At 70.1% G+C, this 25,692-nt stretch carries 19 protein-coding genes; 8 read left to right on the forward strand and 11 right to left on the reverse strand.

The features are described from left to right. Positions 1 to 371 precede the first annotated feature (371 nt). Complete coding sequence (lpdA, locus tag AC1RRS_RS19760) at positions 372 to 1,775, forward strand: dihydrolipoyl dehydrogenase (protein ID WP_492856633.1); 1,404 nt, start codon at positions 372 to 374, stop codon at positions 1,773 to 1,775. Positions 1,776 to 1,870: 95 nt separating this feature from the next. On the opposite strand, the gene AC1RRS_RS19765 is transcribed toward lpdA, so the two are convergent. Further along, complete coding sequence (locus AC1RRS_RS19765; protein ID WP_487292234.1) at positions 1,871 to 2,683, reverse strand: hypothetical protein; 813 nt, start codon at positions 2,681 to 2,683, stop codon at positions 1,871 to 1,873. 469 nt (positions 2,684 to 3,152) lie between these two features. After that, positions 3,153 to 5,159, reverse strand: coding sequence for a methyl-accepting chemotaxis protein (locus AC1RRS_RS19770; protein WP_492856634.1), 2,007 nt, complete (start codon positions 5,157 to 5,159; stop codon positions 3,153 to 3,155). Between the two features lie 251 nt (positions 5,160 to 5,410). Between AC1RRS_RS19770 and AC1RRS_RS19775 the strand changes: the two genes are divergently transcribed. Then, entirely contained in the window at positions 5,411 to 7,366 is a 1,956-nt protein-coding gene (locus tag AC1RRS_RS19775; RefSeq protein WP_492856635.1) for a sulfatase-like hydrolase/transferase, read from the forward strand. A 186-nt stretch (positions 7,367 to 7,552) separates the two neighbouring features. Here the strand turns inward: AC1RRS_RS19775 and AC1RRS_RS19780 are convergent, their stop codons facing one another. Continuing rightward, the gene (locus AC1RRS_RS19780) at positions 7,553 to 8,470 is read right to left on the reverse strand and encodes a tyrosine recombinase XerC (protein WP_492856636.1); all 918 of its coding nucleotides are present in this window, start codon (positions 8,468 to 8,470) and stop codon (positions 7,553 to 7,555) included. A 136-nt stretch (positions 8,471 to 8,606) separates the two neighbouring features. After that, on the reverse strand, positions 8,607 to 9,287 hold the full coding sequence (locus tag AC1RRS_RS19785) for a DUF484 family protein (protein WP_110120749.1): 681 nt from the start codon (positions 9,285 to 9,287) through the stop codon (positions 8,607 to 8,609). Between the two features lie 136 nt (positions 9,288 to 9,423). Between AC1RRS_RS19785 and AC1RRS_RS19790 the strand changes: the two genes are divergently transcribed. Next, positions 9,424 to 11,586 (forward strand): primosomal protein N', encoded by a 2,163-nt coding sequence (locus AC1RRS_RS19790; RefSeq protein ID WP_492856637.1) that lies wholly within the window; start codon positions 9,424 to 9,426, stop codon positions 11,584 to 11,586. Between the two features lie 118 nt (positions 11,587 to 11,704). Here the strand turns inward: AC1RRS_RS19790 and AC1RRS_RS19795 are convergent, their stop codons facing one another. After that, positions 11,705 to 13,276: an MDR family MFS transporter gene (locus AC1RRS_RS19795; protein WP_492856638.1), complete on the reverse strand. Its 1,572-nt coding sequence runs from the start codon at positions 13,274 to 13,276 to the stop codon at positions 11,705 to 11,707. 334 nt (positions 13,277 to 13,610) lie between these two features. Here AC1RRS_RS19795 and AC1RRS_RS19800 point away from each other — a divergent pair, with 334 nt between their 5' ends. After that, entirely contained in the window at positions 13,611 to 14,093 is a 483-nt protein-coding gene (locus AC1RRS_RS19800; protein WP_492856639.1) for a copper chaperone PCu(A)C, read from the forward strand. Between the two features lie 111 nt (positions 14,094 to 14,204). After that, positions 14,205 to 16,319: a M13 family metallopeptidase gene (locus AC1RRS_RS19805; protein ID WP_492856640.1), complete on the forward strand. Its 2,115-nt coding sequence runs from the start codon at positions 14,205 to 14,207 to the stop codon at positions 16,317 to 16,319. 192 nt (positions 16,320 to 16,511) lie between these two features. Here AC1RRS_RS19805 and AC1RRS_RS19810 read toward each other — a convergent pair whose 3' ends face one another. Continuing rightward, on the reverse strand, positions 16,512 to 17,417 hold the full coding sequence (locus AC1RRS_RS19810; RefSeq protein WP_492856641.1) for an alpha/beta fold hydrolase: 906 nt from the start codon (positions 17,415 to 17,417) through the stop codon (positions 16,512 to 16,514). Between the two features lie 75 nt (positions 17,418 to 17,492). Here AC1RRS_RS19810 and AC1RRS_RS19815 point away from each other — a divergent pair, with 75 nt between their 5' ends. Together AC1RRS_RS19815 and AC1RRS_RS19820 are read left to right on the forward strand one after the other, a co-directional pair. Next, positions 17,493 to 17,927, forward strand: coding sequence for a DUF488 domain-containing protein (locus AC1RRS_RS19815; protein ID WP_487292224.1), 435 nt, complete (start codon positions 17,493 to 17,495; stop codon positions 17,925 to 17,927). Next, positions 17,924 to 18,529: a class I SAM-dependent methyltransferase gene (locus tag AC1RRS_RS19820; RefSeq protein WP_492856643.1), complete on the forward strand. Its 606-nt coding sequence runs from the start codon at positions 17,924 to 17,926 to the stop codon at positions 18,527 to 18,529. The genes AC1RRS_RS19815 and AC1RRS_RS19820 overlap by 4 nt, the downstream gene beginning before the upstream one ends. Positions 18,530 to 18,669: 140 nt before the next feature. Here the strand turns inward: AC1RRS_RS19820 and AC1RRS_RS19825 are convergent, their stop codons facing one another. Next, positions 18,670 to 19,458: an SH3 domain-containing protein gene (locus AC1RRS_RS19825; RefSeq protein WP_487292222.1), complete on the reverse strand. Its 789-nt coding sequence runs from the start codon at positions 19,456 to 19,458 to the stop codon at positions 18,670 to 18,672. Between the two features lie 112 nt (positions 19,459 to 19,570). Here AC1RRS_RS19825 and AC1RRS_RS19830 point away from each other — a divergent pair, with 112 nt between their 5' ends. Then, positions 19,571 to 20,428 carry a crotonase/enoyl-CoA hydratase family protein gene (locus tag AC1RRS_RS19830; RefSeq protein WP_492856644.1) on the forward strand — a complete coding sequence of 286 codons (858 nt, stop codon included), beginning with the start codon at positions 19,571 to 19,573 and terminating at the stop codon, positions 20,426 to 20,428. Between the two features lie 205 nt (positions 20,429 to 20,633). Here the strand turns inward: AC1RRS_RS19830 and AC1RRS_RS19835 are convergent, their stop codons facing one another. The 4 genes from AC1RRS_RS19835 to AC1RRS_RS19850 form a co-directional block, all read right to left on the reverse strand. After that, complete coding sequence (locus tag AC1RRS_RS19835) at positions 20,634 to 21,212, reverse strand: hypothetical protein (RefSeq protein ID WP_492856646.1); 579 nt, start codon at positions 21,210 to 21,212, stop codon at positions 20,634 to 20,636. 44 nt (positions 21,213 to 21,256) lie between these two features. Continuing rightward, positions 21,257 to 22,675: a serine hydrolase gene (locus AC1RRS_RS19840; protein WP_492856647.1), complete on the reverse strand. Its 1,419-nt coding sequence runs from the start codon at positions 22,673 to 22,675 to the stop codon at positions 21,257 to 21,259. Between the two features lie 335 nt (positions 22,676 to 23,010). Continuing rightward, positions 23,011 to 24,126: an SGNH/GDSL hydrolase family protein gene (locus AC1RRS_RS19845; RefSeq protein ID WP_492856649.1), complete on the reverse strand. Its 1,116-nt coding sequence runs from the start codon at positions 24,124 to 24,126 to the stop codon at positions 23,011 to 23,013. Between the two features lie 245 nt (positions 24,127 to 24,371). Continuing rightward, positions 24,372 to 25,613 carry a pentapeptide repeat-containing protein gene (locus AC1RRS_RS19850; protein ID WP_492856651.1) on the reverse strand — a complete coding sequence of 414 codons (1,242 nt, stop codon included), beginning with the start codon at positions 25,611 to 25,613 and terminating at the stop codon, positions 24,372 to 24,374. Between the last annotated feature and the right edge of the window lie 79 nt (positions 25,614 to 25,692).

Here is a 25,692-nt window from a genome sequence, read left to right on the forward strand (position 1 = left end):
CAAGTGCTGAGCAATGTCGCCTCTGTGTTCCGGAGCCTGGAGCGGGCCGGGTTTCTTCAGGCGCGCTCGGGTGAGGACGAAATGGCTAGAGCAAGGCCAAGCTGTCGGCAAGGACGCCGCTTAAAAGTGGGCTCGCGGCAAGATCGTGCCCGGCGAAGACCTTGCCCGGGTTCGCCTCAAACGCGAGCACGGCTTGGGCGGGCGAGCCGGATTTCCCTTGTCTGATCACGACTAAGCACGAAAAACGGGTTCCGTTTTGTCCCCCGCCGCACTAGGAGTAGCCCCGCCTCGGCAAGGCCTGCCAACGCGTCTTGCCGACCCTATATTTTGTCCGGCGCCGGTCCGGCGCGTTGCTCCAAGGCGAAGATCCCATGGCCCAATACGACGTCGTCATCATCGGGGGCGGTCCCGGCGGCTACAACGCGGCGACCCGCGCTGGTCAGCTGGGCCTGAAGACCGCGATCGTCGAAGGTCGCGGCAAGCTGGGCGGCACCTGCCTGAACGTCGGCTGCATGCCCTCCAAGGCCCTGCTGCACGCCTCGGAATACTATGAAGCCGCCGCCGGCGGCGAGTTCGCCAAGCTCGGCATCGAAGTGAAGCCGAAGCTGAACCTCGACCAGATGATGGCCCAGAAGGCCGAGAGCGTCGAAGCCCTGACCAAGGGCGTCGAGTTCATCATGAAGAAGAACAAGGTCGAGTACGTGAAGGGCTGGGGCCGCATCGACGGACCCGGCAAGGTCGTCGTGAAGGCCGAGGACGGTTCGGAACGCGTCCTCGAGACCAAGAACATCGTCATCGCCACGGGCTCCGAGCCCACCCCGCTGCCGGGCGTGACCATCGACAACGCCGGCCGCATCGTCGACTCGACCGGCGCCCTGTCGCTGCCGGCCGTGCCGAAGAGCCTGATCGTGGTCGGCGCCGGCGTCATCGGCCTGGAACTGGGTTCGGTGTGGCGTCGCCTCGGCGCGGAAGTCACCGTCGTCGAGTACCTGGACCGCATCATTCCGGGCACCGACACCGAAGTGGCGACCGCCTTCCAGAAGATCCTCACCAAGCAGGGCTTCAAGTTCAAGCTGGGCGCCAAGGTCACCGGCGCGGCCGACAAGGGCAAGCAGGCCGAACTGACCCTCGAGCCGGTCGCCGGCGGTCCCGCCGAGACCCTGCAGGCCGACTACGTGCTGGTGGCCATCGGCCGTCGCCCGTTCACGCAAGGGTTGGGCCTGGAAACCGTGGGCGTCACCCCGGACAAGCGCGGGATCATCGCCAACGATCACTACAAGACCGGCGTCGACGGCATCTGGGTGATCGGCGACGTGACCTCGGGTCCGATGCTGGCCCACAAGGCCGAGGACGAGGCCGTGGCCTGCATCGAGCTGATCGCGGGCAAGGCCGGCCACGTGAACTACGACATCATCCCGGGCGTCATCTACACCAAGCCGGAAGTCGCCACCGTCGGTAAGACGGAAGACGAGCTGAAGGCCGCGGGCGTCGCCTACAAGGTCGGCAAGTTCCCGTTCCTGGCCAACAGCCGCGCCAAGATCAACCACGAGACCGACGGCTTCGTGAAGGTGCTGGCCGACGCCAAGACCGACCGCATCCTGGGCGCCCACGCCGTGGGCCCGAACGTCGGCGACATGATCGCCGAGATCTGCGTGGCCATGGAGTTCGGCGGTTCGTCGGAAGACGTCGCCCGCACCTGCCACCCGCACCCGACCCGCTCGGAAGCCCTGCGCCAGGCGGCCATGGGCGTCGAAGGCTGGACGATGCAAGCCTAAGAACTGGGCAGGCTTAAAGAAAAGGGCGGGCCCGGCAGGCCCGCCCCGTTCGAAGATCGGAAAGCCCCGCCGGAGACGGCGGGGCTTTTTCTTTTTCAGCCGACGGCCTCGGCGGTGACCGAAAGCGGCAGCGGCGGGGCCTCGAGCGTGCGGGTGTGTTGCATGGCGATGCGGGCGTTGCCCTTGGCCAGCGGCGGGAGATGGCCGCCGCTGAAGCTCTCGATGAATTGGCTGACGCCGTTCCAGTTCAGGCCCGTGGGCAGGTGCTTGTTGCTGAAGTAGACGGCGACCTCGACGTTGATCAGGAACGGAGCCGCCGAATGGGGGCGGCGCACCAGCACCTGGCCCAGCAGGGGTGTCGCGCCCTCAGCCTCCAGCGACTTCGCCGCGATGATGTATTGCCAGGAGCCGGCGACGCTGCCGCTCACGCCCGAAAGGTTGAGGACCTCCAGGCTGGCGATCGAACTGGTGGTCGTGTTGGAAATCGTCTGGCTGCTGCCGATCGAGACGCTGGGCCCCGACGGCGAGAAGCCGATGCTTCCGTTGAAGCTGTAGCTGAGCGAGTCGCTGTAGGTCGTCGTCGTCACCGTCGTGTCGGGCGAACTGAGGATGAGTTCCACGGGCGGCGGCGGCTCGTTGGGCGTGTTGAAGTCGATCGTGAGACCGTAGCCGACGGGCGGGCGGTTGCCCTTGTTGACGGTCAGCGAGCTCTGGCCGACCAGCTCGATCAAAAAGTAGTCGTAGATGTCGGTCTGACCCGTCGGCTGGACCGACACCGCCTTGCCGGTGACGGAGATCGTGGACTGCCAGACCCCGATCGCGGTGTTGCCGTTCCAGGTGTCGTTCAGGACGTAGGGGACGGTGGCGATATCGGCGAAAAGGTTGTCGGTTGTCGTTCCGGTAGACATTTGCGGTTCCCCCAGTGGATGGCGCGGTGCGTCCGGCGTGTGGCGGCCGGACAATCAATCTTAAATTGCGCGACCGTTTTGGCCGCGCAACAGGATCGGCGGGGGGAGGCTCAGATTGAGACGCCTGGTCGAATCCGGGCCGATGGTGGTGAACCGGAAGAAGTGATCCCTCTCCCCTTGCGGGAGAGGGTGGCCTCGCGGAGCGAGGTCGGGTGAGGGGTTGAAAGCCCTGTCCGCCACGGCGGCGGATGGGCTGTCGCGGTGTTTGATTTCTGAGAGACCCCTCATCCGACGGCCTTCGGCCGCCACCTTTTCCCGCAAGGGGAGAAGGGCTTTTGTTACGCGCCGCCGCCCCCTCCACCGCAAGCGGAGGAGGAATAAAAAACCCCGCCGGACGGGCCGGCGGGGCTGGTAGTCATGAGGAGGATACGCCCCCGATACGCGGGGCGGTACGCGCACTAGATCGGGATCAGAATTCTTCCCAGTCGTCGCTGCTGGCGGCCGGGGCCGACGAGGCGAAGGCGGCGAGCTTGGCCTGGGCCGAGCGGACCGGGTTGACGCCCGGGCGGCTGTCGGCGCCGGCCAGCGACACGGGGGCCTTGGGGGCGGGCCGGGCGGCCGGACGCGAGATCGGCGGCGGAGCGCTGCGGCGGGTCTGGCCGCCGCCGGCCGAGACGCGGGTGGCCTCGGCGCCGGCGACGCGGAAGCGCGAGATCATCTGCATCAGGCCGTTGGCTTCGCCCTTGAGCGAGTGGCTGGCCGCGGTCGACTGCTCGACCATGGCGGCGTTCTGCTGGACGGTCTGGTCCATCTGGTTGACGGCGGCGTTGACCTGGTTGAGGCCGGTGGCCTGCTCCTGGCCCGAGGCCGCGATCTCGCCGACCAGGGCGTCGATCTCGCCGACCTTGGAGACGATGGCCTGCAGGGCCTCGCCGGTCTGGCCGACCATCGACACGCCTTGATTGACCTGCTGCGACGAGGTCGAGATCAGGGTCTTGATCTCCTTGGCGGCTTCGGCCGAGCGCTGGGCCAGGGCCCGCACTTCTTGCGCCACGACAGCGAAGCCCTTGCCGGCGTCGCCGGCGCGAGCGGCTTCGACGCCCGCGTTCAGGGCCAGAAGGTTGGTCTGGAAGGCGATCTCGTCGATCACGCCGATGATCTGGCTGATCTCGCTCGACGACTTCTCGATCTGCTGCATGGCGTCGACGGCGCCCTTGACCACGACGCTGGAGCGTTCGGCGTCGGCGCGGGTCGAGCCGACCACGCGGGCGGCTTCCTGGGCGCCGGCCGACGAGCGGCGGACGGTGGCGGTGATCTCGTCGAGGGCGGCGGCGGTCTCTTCCAGGCTGGCGGCCTGCTGCTCGCTGCGGCGCGACAGGTCGTCGGCGGCCGAGGCGATCTCGTCGCTGCCGGCGCCGATGCCGTTGGCGGCATGGACGATGGTGCGCATCGCGTCTTCCATCTGGGCGATGGCGCCGTTGAAGTCCGATTGCAGGCGCTTGTAGTCGGCCGGGAAGTCGGCGTCGACGCGGTAGGTCAGGTCGCCTTCGGCCAGACGGTTCAGGCCGGTGGCGATGGCTTCCATGACGAAGGCCTGCTCCTTGGCGGCGGCTTCGCGGACCTGCTCGTTCCTGCGACGCTCGGTCTCGGTCTCGGCGGCGGCGCGCTGCTGGGCGGCCTCGGCGGTGCGCAGGGCCAGAGCGTTGTCCTTGAACACCTGGACCGAGCGGGCCATGGCGCCGACTTCGTCGCGGCGCTCGGCGCCGACCACGTTCACGTCGACGCTGCCCTGGGCCAGGACTTCCATGGTCTTGGACAGGTTGATCAGCGGGCGGGCGATCTTGCTGCGGCCGATCCAGACGGCGAACATCAGGGCGGCGGCGGCCGAGATCAGGCCGAACAGCATGGTGATGGCGACGCCGGTCGCGCCGTCCTTGCGGGCCTTCTCGACGGTGGCCTGGGTCTCGGCCGAATGCTTGTCGGTCCAGGCCGAGACGTCCTTGGTCAGGGCGGTGATGTCCGGATCGATCACGGCCATGACCATGATCGCGGCTTCGTTGGCGTCCTGCAGGCCCAGATCAGCGCCCTGGCGGCCGCTGTCGTAGACCTTCTTGAAGCGAGCGCGGAAACCGGCCACGTCCTTGGCGGTCTCGGGGTCGGCCTTGGCGACCTTGTCGAGGCGCTCGTTGCCGCTCTTGAAGTTGTCGTCGATTTCCTTCGAGGCCTGGCCGGCGGCTTCCGACGAGCCGCTGTTGGCGACCGTGCGGTAGGCGGCGTAGCCGATGCCGGAGACGCGACGGTTGAAGCGGGCCATTTCGAGTTCGGCCGGGGCGCGCTGTTCGACGATCCGCACGACGGCGGTTTCCAGCTTCTTCTGCTGCCACACGCCCACGCCCACGCAGGCGACGGCGACGAGCGCCAGCACGATGGCCGGCAGCATCACCTTGGTGGCGATCTTCAGATCGTCGAGTTTCATCAGGCGGTCCCGCTTTCAGCGTTCCTCCGAACGCCGCAGCGCGGCCGGAGGTGTTTCATCTTTGGATTTCACCAAGCGGGGTGCGCGGTAAAAGCGTGGTTAAGCCGGGGATTTTCCTTATCTCCCGCGACCGCTTGTCGCAGATCGTCGGTCGGGCGGCCGACCAAGTGTGAAGGCGAGCACAGTTCCGTTGCAATTTTAGCGTCAGCTTCCGGTCCAGGGCGAACGCGCCCGGACCTGGGGAGGCGACCATGGCCAAGCGGCCCAACATCCTGCTGATCACCTGCGACCAGTACCGCTTTCCACGCTTCTCCTACGGCCCCCTGCACGGGCTGGACGAGGACCTGAAGGCGGTGCTGGGCTTCCAGCCCCTGGAGCCGCGCAACAGCTACGCCGACCATTTCCCGGGCCTGCTGGCGCTGCGCGACAACGCCGTGCTGCTGGCCAACCACACGGTGGCGGCCAGCGCCTGCACGCCCAGCCGGACGGTGATCTACACTGGTCAGTACGGCACGCGGACCGGCGTCACCCAGACCGACGGCCTGTTCAAGAGCGGCGATTCGCCCAACTTCCCGTGGCTGGCGGCCGACGGGATCCCGACCCTGGGCGCCTGGATGCGCCAGGCCGGCTACACCACCCACTATTTCGGCAAGTGGCACGTCAGCGATCCGCCGGACCACTCGCTGGAGGCCTTCGGCTTCGACGACTGGGAAAAGAGCTGGCCCGAGCCGCACGGCGCGGCGATCAACAATCTGGGCCTCTATCGCGACGCCGGCTTCACCGACTCCGCCTGCGCCTTCATCCGCCGCCAGGCCCTGGCGGTGAACTACGACCGGGCGGTGGCCACGGCGCAGTCGATCGACCCGTACGCCTCCGGTCCCGATCCGGCCGACCTGAAGCCGTGGTTCGCGGTCGCCTCCTTCACCAACCCGCACGACATCGCCACCTATCCGGCGGTAATCGGCCAGGCCCTGCCCACGCCCGACGGCAGCGGCGTGCAGGGGATCTTCAACCCGCTGACCGTGCCCCTGCAGGGCCAGAGGACGCCGGCCCCGACCGCCGGCACGGCGACCATCCCGCTCAATCCCGGCGGCTTTCCGCAGGAGTGCGGGCACGTGCCGCCGACCTGGAACGAGGACCTGTCGAGCAAGCCCTCGTGCCAGGCCGACTATGCCTGGAAGATGGGCCTGGCCCTGAACGCCAAGACCGGCTTCAACGTCGCCCGCGCCCTGCCCACCCAGTCCGAGCAGCAGGCCCTGGAGGCGGCGGCCGACATCGCCCTGCAAGGCCCGATCCCGTTCCAGCTGACCGACGATCCGCGCGGCGGGGTGAAGGCCTTCGTCCAGCTCTACGGCTGGCTGCACAGCGTGGTCGACGTCCACATCGCCGCGGTGCTGAAGGCGCTGGAGGAGAGCGGCCAGGCCGACAACACCATCGTCGTCTTCCTGTCGGATCACGGCGAATACGCCGGGGCGCACGGCATGATGATCGAGAAGTGGCACACGGCCTATCAGGAGGCCCTGCACGTGCCGGTGGTCGTGCGCTTCCCGCCGGCCCTGGCCAGCATCGAGACCCCGGACGGCGTTCCGCTGGCCAAGGACGCCCTGACCAGCCACGTCGATATCCTGCCGACCATACTGGGCCTGGCCGGCGTGCACGAGGCCGAGCGTGACGCCATCGCCGGGGTGCTGGCCAAGTCGCAGCCCGTTCCGCCGTTGCCGGGCGTGAACCTGGCCCCGCTGATCCGCGGCGAGACCGACAGGGTGATCGAGCCGGACGGCTGCGAGCGCCAGGGCGTGCTGTTCATCACCGACGACGAGATCACCGCCCCCTCGCCGCCGCTGAACAACCCGCACAACACCAAGTGCGAAAAGGAGTTCGCGGTGTTCGACGTGGCGGTGGAGAAGCTGCGGGCGGGCAATCCGAAACGCCCGCCGGTGGACATCGCCCCCGGCTCGGTGCGCCAGCCCAACCACGTGCGCTCGGTGCGCACCCAGCGCTTCAAGCTCAGCCGCTATTTCGACCCGTCGGGCCGCGCGGGGCAGGAGTGGGAGATGTACGACCTGCTCGACGATCCCAACGAGGCGGTGAACCTCGTCTATGTCGAGGCGAACCCGCCCCGGGCGCGGCTGGACCCGGCCCTGCAGCCCGAGGTGGACCGGCTGGCGGCGCTGCTGGCGGCGTTGGAGGAAAGGGATTTGAGCTGAACTGACGGTCTTTCGCACACCGCCAAAACCTCCCGTCATTCCCGCCCTTGTGGCGGGAACCCCTGGTTCCGCTCGCACGTGAGGCGCAAGCGGCGTGCTTAGCACGCCGCCCCATCCGCCCTTGCGGCTGACAGAGGGTTTCCCGCCACAAGGGCGGGAATGACGGGAAGAGGGGAGCGGGGCGGCCTATGCCCGCGGATGCGCCTTGCCGTAGGCGGCCAGCAGGCCCTCGGCGTCCACCTGGGTGTAGCGCTGCGTCGTCGACAGCGAGGCGTGGCCCAGCAGGTCCTGGATGGAGCGCAGGTCGGCGCCGGCGCCCAGCAGGTGGGTGGCGAAGCTGTGCCGAAGGGCGTGGGGCGTGGCGCGGTCGGAGAGGCCCAGGCGTCCCCGCAGCAGCTGCATGGCCGCCTGCACGTGGCGGGGCGACAGCGGTCCGCCGCGCTTGGCCCTGAAGAGGGGCTCGTCCGGTCCGAGCACGAAGGGCAGGGCGGCGACATAGGCGTCCACCGCCGTGCGCACGGCCTCGAGCACCGGCACGATCCGGGTCTTGCCGCCCTTGCCGGTGATGCGCAGCGTCTGCGCCAAGGGCGCGTCGGCGCGGGTCAGGGACAGGCCTTCGGAGATCCGCAGGCCGCAGCCCCAGAGCAAGGTCAGCACCGCCTCGTCGCGGGCGGCCTCCCATTCCTCGCGGTCGGGATCGACGGCGATCTCGGCCAGCAGGCCGCGGGCCTGGTCTTCGCTGACCGGACGCGGCGCGCCGACCTTGATCCTGGGCCCGCGCACCAGGCCGATGGCGGCGTTGGGCGTATCCAGGCGCGCATCGAGAAAGCGGTGGAAGGCGCGGATCGAGGACAGGCTCTGGCTGACCGAGCGCGGCGACAGCGGATGATCGCCCGAGCGTCGGAAGGCCAGATAGGCCCGCAGGTCGGCGGCCGAGACGACGCCGAGGTCCTTGAGCGACAGGCCGCCGCCGTTGTGGCGCTCGATGAAGTTCAGATAGGCCAGCACGTTGTCGCCATAGGCCCGCACCGTGCGCGGCGAGGCGCGGCGCTCGTCGGCGAGATGGGTGAGCCAGGCGGCCAGGGCTTCGCGGGCGGAGCTCATTGGATCCTCCCCCTCTGGGGGAGGTGTCGGCGAAGCCGGCGGAGGGGGGAGTAGGGGCAGGGTCTCTCAGCGTCTCGGAAGCTGAGAACGCCCCCCCTCCGGCCCTCTGGGCCACCTCCCCCAGAGGGGGAGGATCTTAGGGAACCGGCCAACGCTCGGCCGTGCGCTCGACGACGCGGGCGAGGAAGGCCACGAGGTCGGAGCCCATGTCGGGGGTGAAGGCTTCGGGGTCGGTCGAGCCGAAGGCCAGGACGGCCTGGCGCGAGGGCTCCCACAGGGCCATGCGGACGATGGCCATGCTGCGGATGGTCTCGAACTTCTCGCCGAACAGGCCGAGCGCCGGGGCGAAGAAGCCCATGCGGGCGACGCCGTGGTCGCCCATGATCATGTCGACCTGGCCGTCGACCAGGGCGTGCCAGCCGGCGGGCACCCGGGCGGGGCCTTCCAGGGCCAGGGTGCCGGCGGCGAGGCTGAAGCGCAGGGCGGCCATCTCGTCGACCCGGCGGGCCAGATCCGAATGGTTGCGGGCGTCGAGCAGGTCGATGACGGCGGCGTGCACCTGGGCCTGGGCCGACATGTTGGCCTCCGCGGTGGCCTCGACGAACTTGCGCGCATGGGCCTCGCGTTCGCGGGCGGCGGCGGCCTTGGCGATGGCGACGTGACCGAACTCGACGACATTGCCGCCATCGAGCTTGAGGCCCAGGTCGCTGAGCAGGTCGGCGTCGTCGCGCAGCATCTCCGGCTGGTCGCGCAGGAAGTCGCGGACCAGGTCCGGATCGATCTGCGGCTGGGCCAGCGCCTGACTGAACTCGCTCATGAACACCTATCCCTGCGTTCGCCCGCACGTGGCAGGCGAACCCGATGAAGCCCTGTTTCGGTTAACGACGGCTTGATGAGCTGAGCCGAACCCCCATCTCGACGCGGCGCCGTTTCTGGAGCAGAAGGCGGGTCCCATGCCGCGCATCGCCTCCGTCCTGCTGCCCATGCCGCTGCCCGAGGCTTTCGACTACGCCGAGCCGGAGGGCCTGGCGCTGGCCGTCGGCGACCACGTGGCCGTGCCCCTGGGTCCGCGCACCGTGCGCGGGGTGGTGACGGCGCTGCGCGAAGGCGCGGGCGGCAACCGGCCGCTGAAACCCGTGCTGCACCGGGTGGACGATCCCCCCCTCCCGGCCAACGTCATCACCTTTGTGGAATGGGCCGCGCGCTATTCGGTGGACGTGCCCGGCTGGCCGCTGGCCATGGCCCTGCGCGGCCTGCGCCATCCGGCCGCCAAGCCCGAAAAGGCCGTGGCCCTGACCGGCGTCCAGCCTGGCCGCATGACGCCCGCGCGCCTGAAGGTGCTGGCCGCCGCCGAGCATGGCCCGATGAGCGCCGCCGAACTGGCCCGCCAGGCGGGGGTCTCGGCCGGGGTGGTCAAGGGGCTGGTGGACGAGGGGGCGCTGGAGGCGGTGCTGGTCGCCGCCGACGACTCGGTGGCCCAGCCGGACCTGACCCTGCCGCCCCAGACCCTGAACCCGAGTCAAAAGGCCGCGGCAGACGTCATGGCCGACATGCTGGCGGCCGGCGGTTTCCAGGCCGCGCTGCTCGACGGCGTCACCGGCTCGGGCAAGACCGAGGTCTATCTGGAGGTCGCCGCCGCCGCCCTGGCCGCCGATCCGGCCGCCCAGGTGTTGGTGCTGCTGCCCGAGATCGCCCTGACCCAGGCCGTCATGGCCCGCTTCGAGCAGCGGTTCGGGGCCGCGCCGATCGAGTGGCACTCGGGCGTCTCGCCGCCGCGTCGCCGCCGGGCCTGGGAGGCCGTGGCCGACGGCCGGGCCCGCATCGTGGTCGGGGCCCGCTCGGCGCTGTTCCTGCCGTTCACGAACCTCAAGCTGATCGTCGTCGACGAGGAGCACGACGGCTCGTTCAAGCAGGAAGAGGGCTTCATCTACCAGGCGCGCGACCTGGCCGTGGTCCGCGCCAAGATCGAGAAGGCCCTGGTGGTGCTGGCCAGCGCGACGCCGTCGCTGGAAAGCCTGTGGAACGCCCAGTCCGGCCGCTATCGCTGGCTGCGCCTGGGCGCGCGGCACGGCACGGCGCAGTTGCCCGACGTGCACCTGATCGACATGCGGGCCAATCCGCCCGAGCCCGGCCGCTGGCTGTCGCCGACTCTGGTGAAAGCCGTGTCGCTGACCTTGCAGAAGGGCGAGCAGAGCCTGCTCTTCCTCAATCGCCGGGGCTATGCGCCGCTCGTTTTGTGCCGGGCCTGCGGCGAGAAGCTGAAGTCGCCCGACAGCGATAGCTGGCTGGTCGAGCACCGCTATACCGGCCGCCTGGTCTGCCACCTGACCGGCTTCTCGATGAAGAAGCCCGAGGCTTGCCCCCACTGCGGGGCCAAGGACAGCCTGGTCTCGATCGGCCCGGGCGTGGAGCGGGTCGAGGAGGAGGCGCGCTACCTGTTCCCCGACGCCCGCATCGCCGTGTTCTCGTCGGACACGGTGTTCGATCCGGCCGGGGCGCGGGCGCTGGTGGATTCGATGGTCGCCGGCGAGATCGACATCCTGGTGGCCACCCAGGCGGCGGCGAAGGGCCACAACTTTCCCAACCTCACCCTGGTGGGGGTGATCGACGCCGACCTTTCCCTGCGCGGCGGCGACCTGCGGGCCGGCGAGCGGACGTTCCAGCTTCTCGCCCAGGCGACGGGCCGGGCCGGCCGTCACGAAAAGCCGGGCCGCGCCTATCTCCAGACCTACGCCCCCGAGCACGCGGTGCTGCAGGCCCTGAAGGCCCAGGACCGCGACGCCTTCGTCGAGGCCGAGATGGCCATGCGCGAGGAGGCCGGCCTGCCGCCGTTCGGACGCCTGGCCGCGGTGATCGCCTCCGGTCCCGACGCCGAAGCGCTGGAGGCCTACGTCCAGGCCCTGGCCGCCGCGACGCCCAACGCCGAGGGGGTGGAGGTCTACGGCCCCGCCGACGCGCCGCTGGGTCTGGTGCGCGGTCGGCGGCGCAAGCGGTTCCTGGTGCGGGCGGGACGCAATGTCGACCTGCCGGCCTTCATGGCGGCGTGGCGGGCGCGGGCCAGGATCCCGAACTCGGTGCGGGTGACGATCGACATCGACCCGTATTCGTTTCTGTAGGTCCGGGGAGAACCCCCTCAGTCGCTCCGCGACAGCTCCCCCAGAGGGGGAGCATCTGGCTCGGCGCTTCTAGATCCTCCCCCTCTGGGGGAGGTGGCCCGGAGGGCCGGAGGGGGCTTCACCCCGCGACCTCTTCCTTCTCCAGCACCGGCTCCTGCGTCGGCATGCGCGACCTCAGCGGCAGGGCGGGGACGAAGAAGATCACGATCACGCCCAGCACGATCACCAGCAGCGCCGCCTGCATCACGCCGCTGACGGCGTAGGCCAGGGCTTGGCCCAGGGCCGGGTCGCGATGGCCGCCGACCACGCCGCTCTCCAGGGCCAGGCCCTGCAGGGCGCCGAGGTCGAGCTTGCCGCCGCCGTAGCTGGCCAGGCGGGTGGTCAGCAGGGCGCCGGCCACCGCGACGCCGACGGTCGAGCCGATCTGGCGGAAGAACTGGTTGGAGCTGGTCGCCACGCCGATGTCGCGCGGCGACACCGCGTTCTGGGTGGCCAGGTTGAAGAGGCTCTGGTTGGGTCCAAGGCCCACGCCGACCACCAGCAGCAGCAGGCACAGCCAGTAGAGGTGGCTGATCCCGGCCAGGTGGGTCATCGGGGTCACCCCGACCAACAGCAGCACCGCCCCGGCCAGCATGAACGGCTTGTACTTGCCCGTGCGGCTGACCAGCTGGCCAGACACCGACGAGCCGACGATCAGCCCGCCCATCAGGGGCAGCATGGCCAGGCCCGAGGTCGTGGCGTCCACGCCCAGGCCCAGCTGCATGTAGAGCGGCAGGAACACGGCCACCCCCATGAAGGCCATGGAGATCAGGAAGGCCGCCAGGTTGGCGGTGACGAAGGTCTTGTTCTTGAAGAGATGCAGCGGAACGATCGGGTTCGACACCCGGCTCTCGACATAGACGAACAGGGCGAGGGCCACGGCCGCGCCGGCGAACAGGCCCACGCTCTGGACCGAGGCCCAGGCGATGTCGTGGCCGCCGAGGCTGAGCGCCAGCAGCAGCGGCACGAAGGCGGCGATCAGCAGGGCCGCGCCCAGGAAGTCGATGTTTCCCGAGCGCTGGTGCGGCAGGGCCGGCATCTTCACCAGGATCATGAACAGCGACAGCAGGCACAGCGGCAGGTTGACGTAGAACACCCAGCGCCAGCCGGCGATCACGTGGGCGCCCAGCTGGATCGTGCCGTGGTCGGTGAAATAGCCGCCGATCAGCGGGCCCAGCACGCTGGAAAGGCCGAACACCGAGCCGAAGATGCCGGCGAACTTGCCCCGCTCCCGCGGCGGATAGAGGTCGGCGATGATGGCGAAGGCGGTGGTGAACAGCGCCCCGCCGCCGATCCCCTGCAGGGCGCGGAAGACGATCAGCTGCACCATGCCGCTCATGCCGGCGATCGGGCCGAACTCGCCCGAGAGACCCGACAGCCACGAGCCGATCATGAAGATCGAGATGCCGGCCACCAGCACCGGCTTGCGGCCGTAGATGTCGCCCAGCTTGCCCCAGATCGGCACCATCACCGTCGAGCTCAGCAGGTAGGCGGTGGTCACCCAGCTGTAGAGCGTCAGGCCGTGCAGTTCGGAGATGATCCGCGGCATGGCGGTGGAGACGATGGTCTGGTCCAGCGCGCTGAGCAGGAAGACGATCATCAGGCCGGCCAGGGTGGTGCGGCGTTCGGCGTCGGTGAATTGGCCGGTCATGCGATGGTCCGTGGAGCGTGGTCGGCCCCGCCTAGCACGGTTCGCACGCGAAGGCGGAGAGGGAACGGCGATCTCGTTCGCAGAGCGGACGTTCTCATCCCTCTCCCCTTGCGGGAGAGGGTGGCCCTGCGGAGCAGGGTCGGGTGAGGGGTCTCTCAAAACTCAAAGCCGTGAAAACGGTCAGGCCGGGTGATGCGTGTCCCATCTGAGAGACCCCTCATCCGTCGGCTTTCGCCGACACCTTCTCCCGCAAGGGGAGAAGGCAACTGGGAGTTGCTCGCCCCGCGCGCCGGGGCGGCGTAAGCGTCTTGCGCCCTCCATGGAGACCCCGCCCATGCGCCGCCTCGTTCCGTTTCTCGCTCTCCTGGCCCTGGCGCCCATCGTCGCGACGGCCGCGCCCCGCGGCGCGCCGGTGTCGGTGCGCGAGGCCTGGGCGCGGCCGGCGCCGGCGGGGATGAACGGGGCCGGCTACCTCGTTCTGATCAACACCGGCGAGCGGCCGGTGACGCTGGTCCGCGCCGAGAGCCCGTCGGCCCGGGAAGTGATGATCCACCAGACCCGGATGCAGGGCGGCGTCGCCTCGATGCAGGGCATGGGCGAGGGCGTGGTGATCCCGGCCGGCGGCAAGCTCGTCTTCGGCCCGGGCGGCCGGCACTTCATGCTGATGGGGCTGCGGGCGGAACTGACCCCCGGCGGGCGCCTGCCGCTGACCCTGATCTTCGACGACGGCCGCCGCGTCGAGGCCCGTCTGGCGATCCAGCGCAACGCGCCGCGACCGATGGTTGCGGCCCCGCCCGCCCCGCCGCACCGTCACTGACCAGGCAGAGGGCGCCGGCCCGGTTTCCGGCAAACATGACAGAATTTTAAGGCAGGAAATTTCAGCGTCCGGCGCAGATTGCCGCGGGTTTTCCAACGGATCTGCCTTTCGATGAAAAAAGCTTGGTTCGGCGCCGCCGCGGCGGTCGCCCTTTCGATGTCCGCCTACGCCGCCCAGGCCCATGAGGAGCACGCCTGCGTCGACGACGCCTGCACCGTGCAGTCGCTGCTGCCCCAGGGCTCCGACGCCGGCGGCGCCGAGGTCTCGCTGGAGTCGCCGCGCTACGGCCAGTGGGGCTTCGACCTCTCGGGCATGGACACCTCGGTGAAGCCGGGCGACGACTTCTACAAGTACGCCAACGGCAAGTGGGACGAGGTCACGACCATCCCGTCCGACCGCACCCGCTACGGCAATTTCGACAAGCTGGCCGAGCTGTCCGAGGCCCGCACCCGCGCCATCATCGAGGGCGCCGCCGCCGGCAAGACCACCGACGCCGACAGCGTCAAGGTCGGCGCCGCCTACAAGGCCTTCATGGACGAGGCCCGGATCAACGCCCTGGACGTCGCGCCGATCGCCGGCGAGCTGAAGCAGGTCCGGGAGGTCAAGACCAAGGCCGACTTCACCGCCCTGATGGGCAAGAGCGCGACCACGGGCTTCTCGTCGATCCTGGGCCTCTATGTCTCGACCGACGCCAAGAACCCGACCCGCTACGCCGTCTACGCCGGCCCGGGCGGCCTGTCGCTGCCCGACCGCGACTACTATCTCGACGCCAAGTTCGCCGACAAGAAGGCCGCCTACGAACTCTATGTCGCCAAGATGCTGACCTCCGTCGGCTGGGAGAACGCGACCGAGAGCGCCAAGGCCGTGGTCGCCTTCGAGACGCGGCTGGCCGAGGCCAGCTGGACGCGCGTCGAGCGCCGCAACCGCGATAAGACCTACAATCCCAAGACCTGGGCCGAGCTGCAGGCCCTGACCCCGGGCTACGACTGGAACCGCTTCCTGGTCGGCACCGAACTGCCGAAGATCAATCGCGTGGTGGTGACCACCGACACGGCCTTCCCGAAGTTCGCCAAGATCTACGCCGAAACTCCGCTGGAGACCCTGAAGGCCTGGCAGACGTTCAAGGTCGTCGACGGCGCCGCGCCGCTGCTGTCCAAGCGCTTCGTCGACGCCAGCTTCGCGTTCCGCAACAAGACCCTGGCCGGCCAGCCCGAGCAGAAGCCCCGCTGGAAGCGCGGCGTCGCCCAGGTCAACGACATGCTCGGCGAGAGCGTCGGCAAGGTCTATGTGGCCGAATACTTCCCGCCGGACTCCAAGGCCAAGATGGTCGACCTGGTCGGCAACCTGCGCACGGCGCTCAAGGCCCGGATCGAGAACCTCGACTGGATGGGTCCGGAGACCAAGGAACGGGCGCTGGACAAGCTGGCCAAGTTCACCGTCAAGATTGGCTATCCCGACAAGTGGCGCGACTATTCCAAGCTGGAGATCCGCGAGGGCGATGCCTACGGCAACAGCCTGCGCGCCAACGCCTTCGAATGGCGCCATGACGTCGAGCGCCTGAACCAGCCGGTCGACAAGACCGAGTGGGGCATGACCCCGCAGACGGTCAACGCCTACTACAACTCGGTCAACAACGAGATCGTGTTCCCGGCCGCCATCCTGCAGGCGCCGTTCTTCCATCCGGACGCCGACCCGGCCGTCAACTACGGCGGCATCGGCGGGGTGATCGGCCACGAGATCGGCCACGGTTTCGACGACCAGGGCCGCAAGTCCGACGGCGACGGCGTGCTGCGCGACTGGTGGACGGCGGAGGACGCCGCCAAGTTCGAGGTCCAGAAGACCAAGCTGGGCAAGCAGTACTCGGCGTTCGAGCCCTTCCCGGGCGTGCACGTCAACGGCGACCTGACCATGGGCGAGAACATCGGCGACATGGGCGGCCTGTCCTTCGGCCTGGACGCCTACCACGCCTCGCTGAAGGGTCAGCCGGCCCCGGTGCTGGACGGCTTCACCGGCGACCAGCGGGTCTATCTCGGCTGGGCCCAGGTGTGGCGCCAGAAGAGCCGCGACGACGCGCTCAAGCAGCAGATCGCCAGCGACCCGCACTCGCCGGCCTATTATCGCGTCAACGGCACGATCCGGAACCAGCCGGGCTGGTACAAGGCCTACGACGTGCAACCCGGCGACAAGCTCTACATCGCGCCGGAAGAGCGCGTGAAGATCTGGTGATGTGAAAGAGACCCTCTCCCTGTGGGAGAGGTGTCCGCGAAGCGGACGGAGAGGGGAGTGGCTGCGAAACCGGCCAATTCGGCGGCAGCTGAAAACGTCCCCCCTCCGGCCCTCCGGGCCACCTCCCCCAGAGGGGGAGGATCTTGAAGAGCGACCCCGGGCCTCACCGCTCGGGGTTTTTCTTTGGGCGCTTCAGGTCGCCGCCTCGAAGATCGCCTCACGCACCAGGTCGGGGCGTTCCATCGGCAGGAAGTGGCTGGTCCCGACCACGGTCTCGATGCGCACGGCCTTGCCGCGACGGGTGAAGGCGGCGCCGTCGCCGGTGCGGCAGGTCGAGCCGTGCTCGGCCTTGAGGATCCTCGCCGGGCCGCGGAACTCACCGACCGCGCGCCAGGGGTCATGGCCCTGGGCGGCGTAGTTGGAGGCTTCCCAGGCCGGGGTGCAGGCCAGCTCGACCTTGCCGTCGGGCCGGTCCCTGAACCCGCCGCCGACATAGTCGGCCAGCATCGCCTCGGGCCAGGACTTGAAGGCCCCGCGGCCGCGATAGGCGTTGAAGGCGGCCTCGCGGCTGTCGAACACCTCGCGCCGGCGGGTGGCGGCCTGGGCGATCGGCAGGCGCTTCCACAGACGCCCCGAGGTCCACGGCGCCTTGGCGTAGAGGGCCAGCATGCGCGGCATGACCACCGGATCGAGCAGGACCAGGCTGGAGACCTTGCCGGGCGCCTGGGCGGCGGCCAGCAGGCTGACCGTGGCGCCCATCGAGTGGCCGGCCAGCACCACCGGCGCCTGGTCCAGGGCCTGGAGCAGGGCCAGCAGGTCGTCGCGCAGGTCCAGCCACGAGCGGCGCCCTTCCGGATCGGCCTTCAGCCGGCTGTCGCCGTGGCCGCGCTGGTCGACCGCCAACACCCGCAGGCCGGCCGACAGCGGGGCCAGCAGGGTGCGGTAGGTCTGGGCGTTGAAGCCGTTGGCGTGAACGAAGACGACGTCGACGGCGCGGCTGGGCGGGCCGAAGTCCAGCGCCGCCATCTCGCCGCCGCCGGCCGGGCTGTCGATGGCGATCAAGCGCCGCTTGGGTTCGCGGAAGACGGCGGCGTCCATAGGCCCGAGGTTCCTTCTTCGTCGACTTGCGCCTTAAGGTAGGGGCGGGCAGCCCCGCCGTCCAATGGAGCCGCGATGAATCCGCTCGCCACGATAGGCTATGAGACCGATACGCAGGCTGGGATGATCGGGCGCCTGAAAGCCGCTCAGGTCGAACTGGTGGTCGACGTGCGGGCCGTGGCCTCGTCGCGCAAGGCCGGCTTCTCCAAGACCCTATTGGGAAACAGCCTGTTGGCCGAGGGCATCGGCTACCTGCACCTGCAGCCGCTGGGCACGCCCAAGGCCGGCCGCGACGCCGCCCGCGCCGGTCGGGTGGGCGAGATGCACGAGATCTTCCTGGCCCATCTGGAGGAGCCCAAGGCCCAGGTGGCCCTGGCCCAGGCGACGCAGCTGGCCGGCGAAAAGCGCATCGCCCTGCTGTGCTACGAGGACGACCCGGCCTGCTGTCACCGCCGCCTGGTCGCCGACCGCATCCGCGCCAGCCTGAAGTGCGAAGTCGTCGACCTGTGACCGACGCGGTGCTGGCCGGCTACGAGGCCGACGGGGCGGCGCTTGTCGAGCGGTTCGAGACCATAGACCCGGCGGGGCTCTACGCCCCCGTGGCCGGCTTCATCCCGACGACGCCCGCGCGGATCGCCGACATCGGCGCGGGGACCGGGCGCGACGCGGCCTGGCTGGCGGGGCTGGGCCACGCGGTGGTCGCGGTCGAGCCGGCGGCGGCCCTGCGCGAGGCGGGGCGGGCGCTGCGGCCCGACCTGGCGTGGATAGACGACCGCTTGCCGGACCTGGCGCGACTGTCGGGGCCGTTTGACCGCCTGCTGCTGAGCGGGGTCTGGCAGCACCTGGACGAGGCCGCGCGGGCGATCGCCATGCGCAGGCTGGCGGCCCTGCTGGCGCCGCGCGGGGTGCTGGTCATGTCGCTGCGCCACGGCCCCGGCGCGCCCTCGCGGCCGGTGTGGCCGATCGACGTGGAGCAGACGATCGCGCTGGCGGAGGACGTGGGCCTGCTGCTGGTCCACCGCGCCGAGGCGGCGTCGGTGCAGGCCGGCAACCAGGCGGCCGGCGTGACCTGGACGTGGGTGTGTTTCGAGGCGCCTGCTCCTCCCTCGTGAAACGGGGGAGGTGGCGCGGCGCTATCAGCGCCGTGACGGAGGGGGCGAGGGCCATAGAACCGTGGGCGCCGTGCGCGCCGCCGCCCCCTCCACCACTTCGTGGTCCCCCTCCCCCGCTTCGCGGGGGAGGAGCTGGTTCATCAGACCTGCGTCAGCTGCCACTCGCCGCGGCCGTCCCGGCAGGCGCTGTAGCGCTCGGTGGTCGGGCGCTGGCCGCTGGTCGACACCGAGGCGGCGATGGTGCGGCAGGACGGCGGCGGGCCGTAGTTGCTGGCGGTCAGCAGCGAGGCGGAGACATAGCCGGTCCCATAGCCGTTGCGGCCGACCAGCAGCCAGTTGGAGCCCGGGACGGCGCCCAGGATCTCGACCCGCTCGCCGGTCGACAGCTTGCCGACGACGGTTCCGCTGGTCGACGGGCCGCTGCGCAGGTTGGCGGTCGAGCGGGCGGTGTAGTCGGCGCCGACGGCGTCGTAGCTGGGCAGCTGCTGGATGTTGCGCTCGAAGCGCAAGGAGTCCCCGGCGACCGGCGGGCCGTAGCTGGACGAGACCACGTCGATGCGGCCCGAGGCGCCCGTGCGCGGGTTGCTCCACACCTGGGCCTGGCCGGTCTCCAGCGCCTTCTTGGTGGCGGCCTGGGCGCGGGCGGTGTCGGTCGACTGCATGCGGCAGCCGATATAGGAGCCCGCCGCCGCGCCGGCGGCCGCGCCGACCAGGGCGCCCAGGGTCTTCTCGTTCTTGGAGATCTTGCTGCCGACCAGGGCGCCGACGCCGGCCCCGATCAGGGCGCCGCCTTCCTGCTTGCCGCCGGTGCCCTCGCACGAGAACAGGCCGCCCAGCGGCTTGCTCTGGGCCAGGGCGGGAAGCGGGGCGGCCAGGCCGGAGGCCAGGACGGCGCCGATCGAGAGGGCGGCGGCGAAGGGCTTGCGCATTTTTGTCTGCTCCTTGCGAGGGGCGGGCGCTCGGGGGATCGGCCCGCGGGATTTGACGTCGCCGCCGTCGCCCGTGCTATCGTTCAGGTGAACAACGATAAGGGAGGCGACGATGGGTAATGGAACACCGGTCGATTATAGCTGCTTCACAGTAGAGATCGAGGCCGGCGTCGCCCACCTGAAGCTGATAAGGGCGGAAAGCTTCAACTCCATGACGCGTTCGTTCTGGCGCGAGCTGCCGGAGATCGTGAACGACCTGGACCGGCGAGGCGGGGTGCGGGCGATCGTCATCTCTTCGACCGGCAAGCACTTCAGCGCCGGCATGGACCTGTCGGTGTTCGCCGACGAGGGCATTACCGGCGGCGAGCCCGTCGATCGCCACGTCGCGGCCGAGGCCTTCCGCCACAAGGTGAAGGGGCTGCAGGAGACCTTTTCGTGCCTGGAGCGGGCGCGGATGCCGGTGATCATGGCCATCCAGGGCGGCTGCATCGGCGGGGCGGTCGACTTCGCCACCGCCTGCGACATCCGCTACGCGACGTCGGATGCGTACTTCGTGATCCAGGAGATCAACATCGGCATGACCGCCGACGTCGGCACCTTCCCGCGGCTGTGCAAGCTGATCCCGGAGGGCTGGGTCAAGGAGCTGGCCTATACCGGCCGCAAGCTGCCGGCCGCCAAGGCCCTGGAGCTGGGCCTGGTCAACGCCGTGTTCGACAGCCACGAGGCGGTGGTCGCCCACGCCCTGGAGACGGCCCGCGAGATCGCGTCCAAGACCCCGCTGGCGGTGACCGGCAGCAAGGTGATCATCAACTACGCCCGCGACCACTCGGTGGCCGACACGCTGGATTACCTGGCCGTCTGGCAGTCGGGCATGCTGGCCGGCCCGCACATGGCTGAGGCCTTCGCGGCGAAAGCCGGCAAGCGCGAGCCGGTCTATCCCGACCTCGCGCCGATCAAGGCGGGGATCTAGGGATCCTTCTCCCCTTGCGGGAGAAGGTGTCATCCGAAGGATGACGGATGAGGGGTCTCTCAGAAACTGCGCGTCGCACCCTGCCGCTCCGCCGTTGCCGCGGATAGATTTCAGAGACCCCTCACCCGACCCGGCTCCGCCGGGCCACCCTCTCCCGCAAGGGGAGAGGGGGCGTTCACGCCAGGACCCAGGATGGGAAGCTTTTCTAGATCTTGCGGGTGATCTCGATCGCCTGCCAGCCGGCGTTGGGGCCATGGCCGTCGGGGTCGAAGCTGTAGTGCACGGCGCGCCAGCCGTCGCCGACGCTGCGATGCCAGCCGATCGCCTTCCAGCCTTCCGGATAGTTCAGCGTGTCGTCGAAATCGGGCGCGCCCAGGGGCGAGCCGAGCACGACCTCGCCCTTCAGCCGCTCGACCGTGGCGGCCGGATCGGCGGGCTGGAAATAGACGCGGCACTCCGAGGTGCCGCCGAGGTCGGCGACGTAGATCAGCGCGGGCCGGCCGGCGATCTCACCCTGGCGGACCTCCTGCAGGCGGGCCGCGCCCTGGCCGAGCAGCAGGGTCGGCACGGCCTGGCCCTCCAGCGCGGTCCAGCCGGTGGCGCGGGCCTTGCGCAGGATCTCGCCGTGCGAGGCGGGCGCGATGCAGACGTCGCGGAAGGCCGCCAGTTCGCTGTGCAGGTCCGGCGGAGCGACCGGCGCCCGGGCGGCCGAAACGGCCAGGGTCGCGCCGCCGACGAGGGCGGCGGTCGCGGCGAGGAGGGCGACGAGCGTGCGAGTCTTCATGATCTCAGGTTGTGTCGGCGCTGTCCCTACCGGTCAAGCCCGGTTCAGCTTCCGGCCGCCTCCAGCGCCTTGAGGCGTTTGGTTGCGTTGGTGTTGCCGGGGTCCAGGGCCAGCGAGCGGCGGTAGTGGATGATGGCGGCGGCCTTGTCGCCGTTGGCCTCGTAGGCGTCGGCCAGGCTGTCCTGGGCGTTGCCGCTGTCGGGGTAGAGCTCGGCGGTCAGCTTCAGGACGACCAGGGCGGTCGGCGCCTTTCCGAAGGCCAGCAGGCGGTAGCCCCAGTCGTTCAGCTCGTGCTCGTCGGGCCTGAAGGCCGGGTCGCGGCGCAGGCGGGCGACGACGGCGTCGGCCTCTCCCGGCGGGGCGGCGGCCAGTTCGGCGCGCAGGGCGGCGACGCCGGTCAGGGTCATGCCGGGGACGAAGCCCTGGGCGATCTCGTCGATCAGGTCTTCCGGCGTCGAGCCGGCCAGGTTGCTGAGGATCGCCACCCCCACCTTGTCGTTCGGATAGAGATAGACGGCGTTGCGGCTGCCGCCGGTCATGCCCACGACCAGCCGGTCCGGACGCTTCAGCACCAGCCAACCCAGGCCCCACTGGCCCGGCTTGCCGTCGGTGTAGGAGACCGGCGTCCACATCGTCGCCTTCGCCGTCTGGCCCAGCAGGCGGCCGTCCATCAGGGCGATCATCCAGCGGCCCATGTCCTCGCCGGTGCTGTCGAGGCCGGCGGCGGCGCGGGCCAGGGGCGAGAACACCTCGCGCCGCACGGCCGGCTGGTCGGGGGTTTCGCGCTTGTAGCCGTAGGAGACGGTGCGCCCGGGGCTGGGATCCAGGCTGTCGCCGTAGCGCGAGCGGGTCATGCCGGCGAGGGAGAACTGTTCGCCGCCCAGCGGCTCGGAGACCGGCCGTCCGTGCAGGCGGTCGATCGCCATCTGCACCAGGGCGTAGTTGGTCTGGCAGTAGTGGAAGCGCTCGCCGGGCGGAAACAGCACCGGCGCGGCCAGGGCCTCCTTCCAGGCGTCGGCCTCGGAAACCGCGCCGTCCTTCTGGCGGGGCACGAAGTCGGGCAGGCCGGAGGTGTGGCTGAGCAGCCGGCGCACGGCGATCCCGCGCCAGGCCTCGGGGAGATCGGGCACATAGGCGCCGATCGGCTTGTCCAGGTCCAGCCGCCCGGCCTGCACCTCGCGCATCGCCGCCACGCCGGTGAAGGCCTTGGTGATCGAGTTGATGGGGAAGGTCGTCTCCGCGGTGACCGGCGCCTTGGTCGCCAGGTCGGCGACGCCGTAGGCGCGGGAGAGGACGATCTGGCCGTCCTTGACCACCACGACCTGCAGCCCAGGGATATGCCGCTCGGCCATGGCCCGGCGGATGACGGCGTCGGCCCTGGTTGCCGGATCGGTGGCTGGTGCGGCCACGGCGATGGCCGGCGCCAGCAGGGCGGCGGCGCAGATCAGCGGCGTCCAGCGCATGTCGAAATCCCCTCGCGTTGCGGGGCGCAGAGGATCAGGCGCGGGCGGGGGAGCCCAGTTAAGTTTTGGTCATGGGGGGCATTCTGAACCCTCTCTCTTAGAGAGAGGGAGGGGCCCGCCGCGAAGCGGTGGGAGGGTGAGAGGTTTCACCGCTGGCAGGCAAACCCCGATCCCTGCTTCAATGTCTGTCAGTCTTTCGCCCTGGATGTGAGCGCCATCCATCCTCGACGCCACAGCCAGACCCTGGCCGCGCCTCGTTCGGATAGTTTGTTACCTCTCACCCTCCCAAGCCTTCGGCGTGGGCCCCTCCCTCTCTCAAAGAGAGAGGGTTTCCCCTACCGCCCCAGCCAGATCTCCGGCCGCTGGTCGAGGAAGCCCGACACGCGGGCCGAGATCCCCTGTTGATCCCGGGCCGAAGGGTGCCAGTCGCAGGCGGTCAGTTCCATCTCGCCGACCGGGATGACGGCCAGGCGCGTCTCGCCGCCGGCCTTGAGGCTTTCGGCCACCCGATCGACCTGGGCGGCGATCTCGTTGTCGGCGCTGGGTGGGGCCAGCAGGATCAGGAACGCCTGGGGCTGGCGGGCGCGGATTGTCTGGGCGAAGCGGGCGTAGGTGGCGACATAGTCGTCGCGCAGGGCCTGGCGGTCCTTCCACGGCTCGCCCGGATTCAGGGGCGTCGAGAAGTCGTTGGTGCCGAGATTGATCACCACCACCTGCGGCGCCCAGTCGGCGTTGGCGTAGGCGGGAGCCGCGCCCAGCAGCACCTTGGGCCAGGCCAGCGGCAGGGTGTCGCCGGGCATGCCGCCGTAGTTGCGCACGATCCCGCGGCCCGAGATGGCGTTGACCTGATGATCGGCCCCGAAGCGGGCGGCGGTCAGCGGGCCGAAGGCGATGGAGTTGTCAGTGGTGCTCCACACCTCGTCGCTCGTGCAGGCGCGCTTGTCGGAGGCGTCGCCGTAGCCGACGCTGTGGGAGTCGCCGATGAACTCGATCTGGCGGCGGGGCGCGGTCAGCGGCAGGGGCTTTGACCCGCCTTCCAGGAAGAAGCCGCCGAAGCGGGCCGGGCCGGCCTGCATCTCGCCGACCACGGCGGCGCGCACCAGGTGGCGGCCGGGGGACAAGCCGTCGAGGCGGTAGAGGCCGGGGGCGGGCTTGACCAGCCGACCGGCCGGAGCGCCATCGATGGACAGGTGCAGGATCTGATCGCCGGCGCCGACCTTGATCAGCACGGCCTGGCCCTCGAAGGCGGCCTCGAAATGGACGCTCGGCCACTGGTAGGTCCAGCCGTCGGGACCGGCCGCGACACGGCCGCCGGCCAGGGCGGGCAGGGGCGTGAGGGCGGCGGTTTCGGGGCTCGCGGCCAGGCGCAGTTGGGCGGCGGCGGTGGTCGCCCACGCGGTGGTCGCCAAGGCGGCCAGAGCCACGGCCGTCAGAAGCCCTCGAAAACCCATCGCGCCCTCCCGTCTTGTGCGGAGATCGGGTTTAGCGGGCGGGCGGAATAAGGAAAGACGGAAAAGGTATTCGAGAACCCTCTCCCCTTGCGGGAGAGGGTGGCCTCGCGGAGCGAGGTCGGGTGAGGGGTCTCTCAGGCCTCGAAGCTGCGTGCAGCGGCCAGGTCGGGCGAGGCGTCTCCCATCTGAGAGACCCCTCATCCGTCGGCCTTCGGCCGCCACCTTCTCCCGCAAGGGGAGAAGGGTCACTTGCCGGTAAAGCCTTCCGGCAATTCCGCGCCGCGCAGGTCGCAGCCGGCGAGGTTGGCGCGGGCCAGGTCGGCGTCGATCAGGCGGGCGCGGACGGCGCCGGCGCCAGTGAGGTTGGCGGCGCGCAGGGTGGCGCGGGTCAGGTCTGTGCGCAGGGCGCGGCCCTCGCTGATCACCAGCGGGCCGAGCTTGGCGCCAGTCAGGTCGGCGCGGGCGAGGTCGGCGTCGGCCAGGCGCGCGCCGCGCAGGTCGGCGCCCTTCAGCTTGGTCCCGCGCAGGTCGGCGCCGACGAGGTTGGCGCCCTGCAGCTCGACGCCCTCCAGGTCCATGCCGAAGAAGATCGCGCCGGGGGCCGACAGGCCGCTCAGCTTGCGGCCCTTGAGGCGTCGCAGGGGACGGAAGTCGACCTGCGGGATCGAGATCGCCCGGCCCTGGGCGCCGCCGCTGGTGCAGAAGCGCTCGTGCTCGTCGAGCAGGTCGTGCAGGGGCTGGTCGTCGACATAGATCAGCGGCGGCGGGGCGCGCAGCACCCCGGCCATGTCGGCGTCCTCGAGATTGGCGCCCGAGACGTCGACCCCGGTCATCACCGCCCGCTTGAGCAGGGCGCCCGACATGTCGGCGCCGAAGATCTCGGCTCCGGTCAGGTCGACGCGGTTCATGGTGGCGTTGTTCAGCCGCGCGCCCGACAGGGTGGCTCCCGACAGGTCGGCGTCGGTGAGGTCGGCGGCGCGGGCGAAGGCGTCGGACATCTGGGCGCCGGCCAGGCTGGCGCCCTTCAGCATCGCGTAGTCGAGACCGGCGCGGTCCTCGGCGTGGCGCAGCAGGCGGAAGCCCTCGGCTCCGTCCTGGACGGCGGTGAGGCCCTCGCGCAGGTCGCAGCCCGACAGGTCGGCCCCCGACAGGTTGGCGCCGCGCAGATAGGCCCCGCGCATGTCCACCCGCACCAGGCGGGCGCCGCGCAGGTCGGCGTCGCGCAGGTCGGCGCCGTAGAGCACCGCCCTGTCCAACACAGCCCCACGCAGCGAAGCGCCGGCCAAGAGCGCGCCGGTGAGGTCGGCCTCGGACAGGTCGACGCCGTCGAGCTCGAAGTGCGAGAGGTCGATATAGGCCAGGGACGCGCGGCGGCCGGCGGGCAGGCCCTTCAGATAGCGGCCATGCGCCTCGACCGCGGCCTTGACGGCGGCGGCCTGGGGCCTGCGGATCAGGCTTTGCGGCGCTGTGGCGGGAAGGGGCGACATAGGCTTTTTATCAAGGGTTCCCGCAACTTATGACGCCGCTCCATTTAAGGAACGGTTTGTTTTTCAGCTGTGCAACAAA

The sequence above is a fragment of the Caulobacter sp. GW821-FHT12A07 genome, assembly GCF_058807655.1.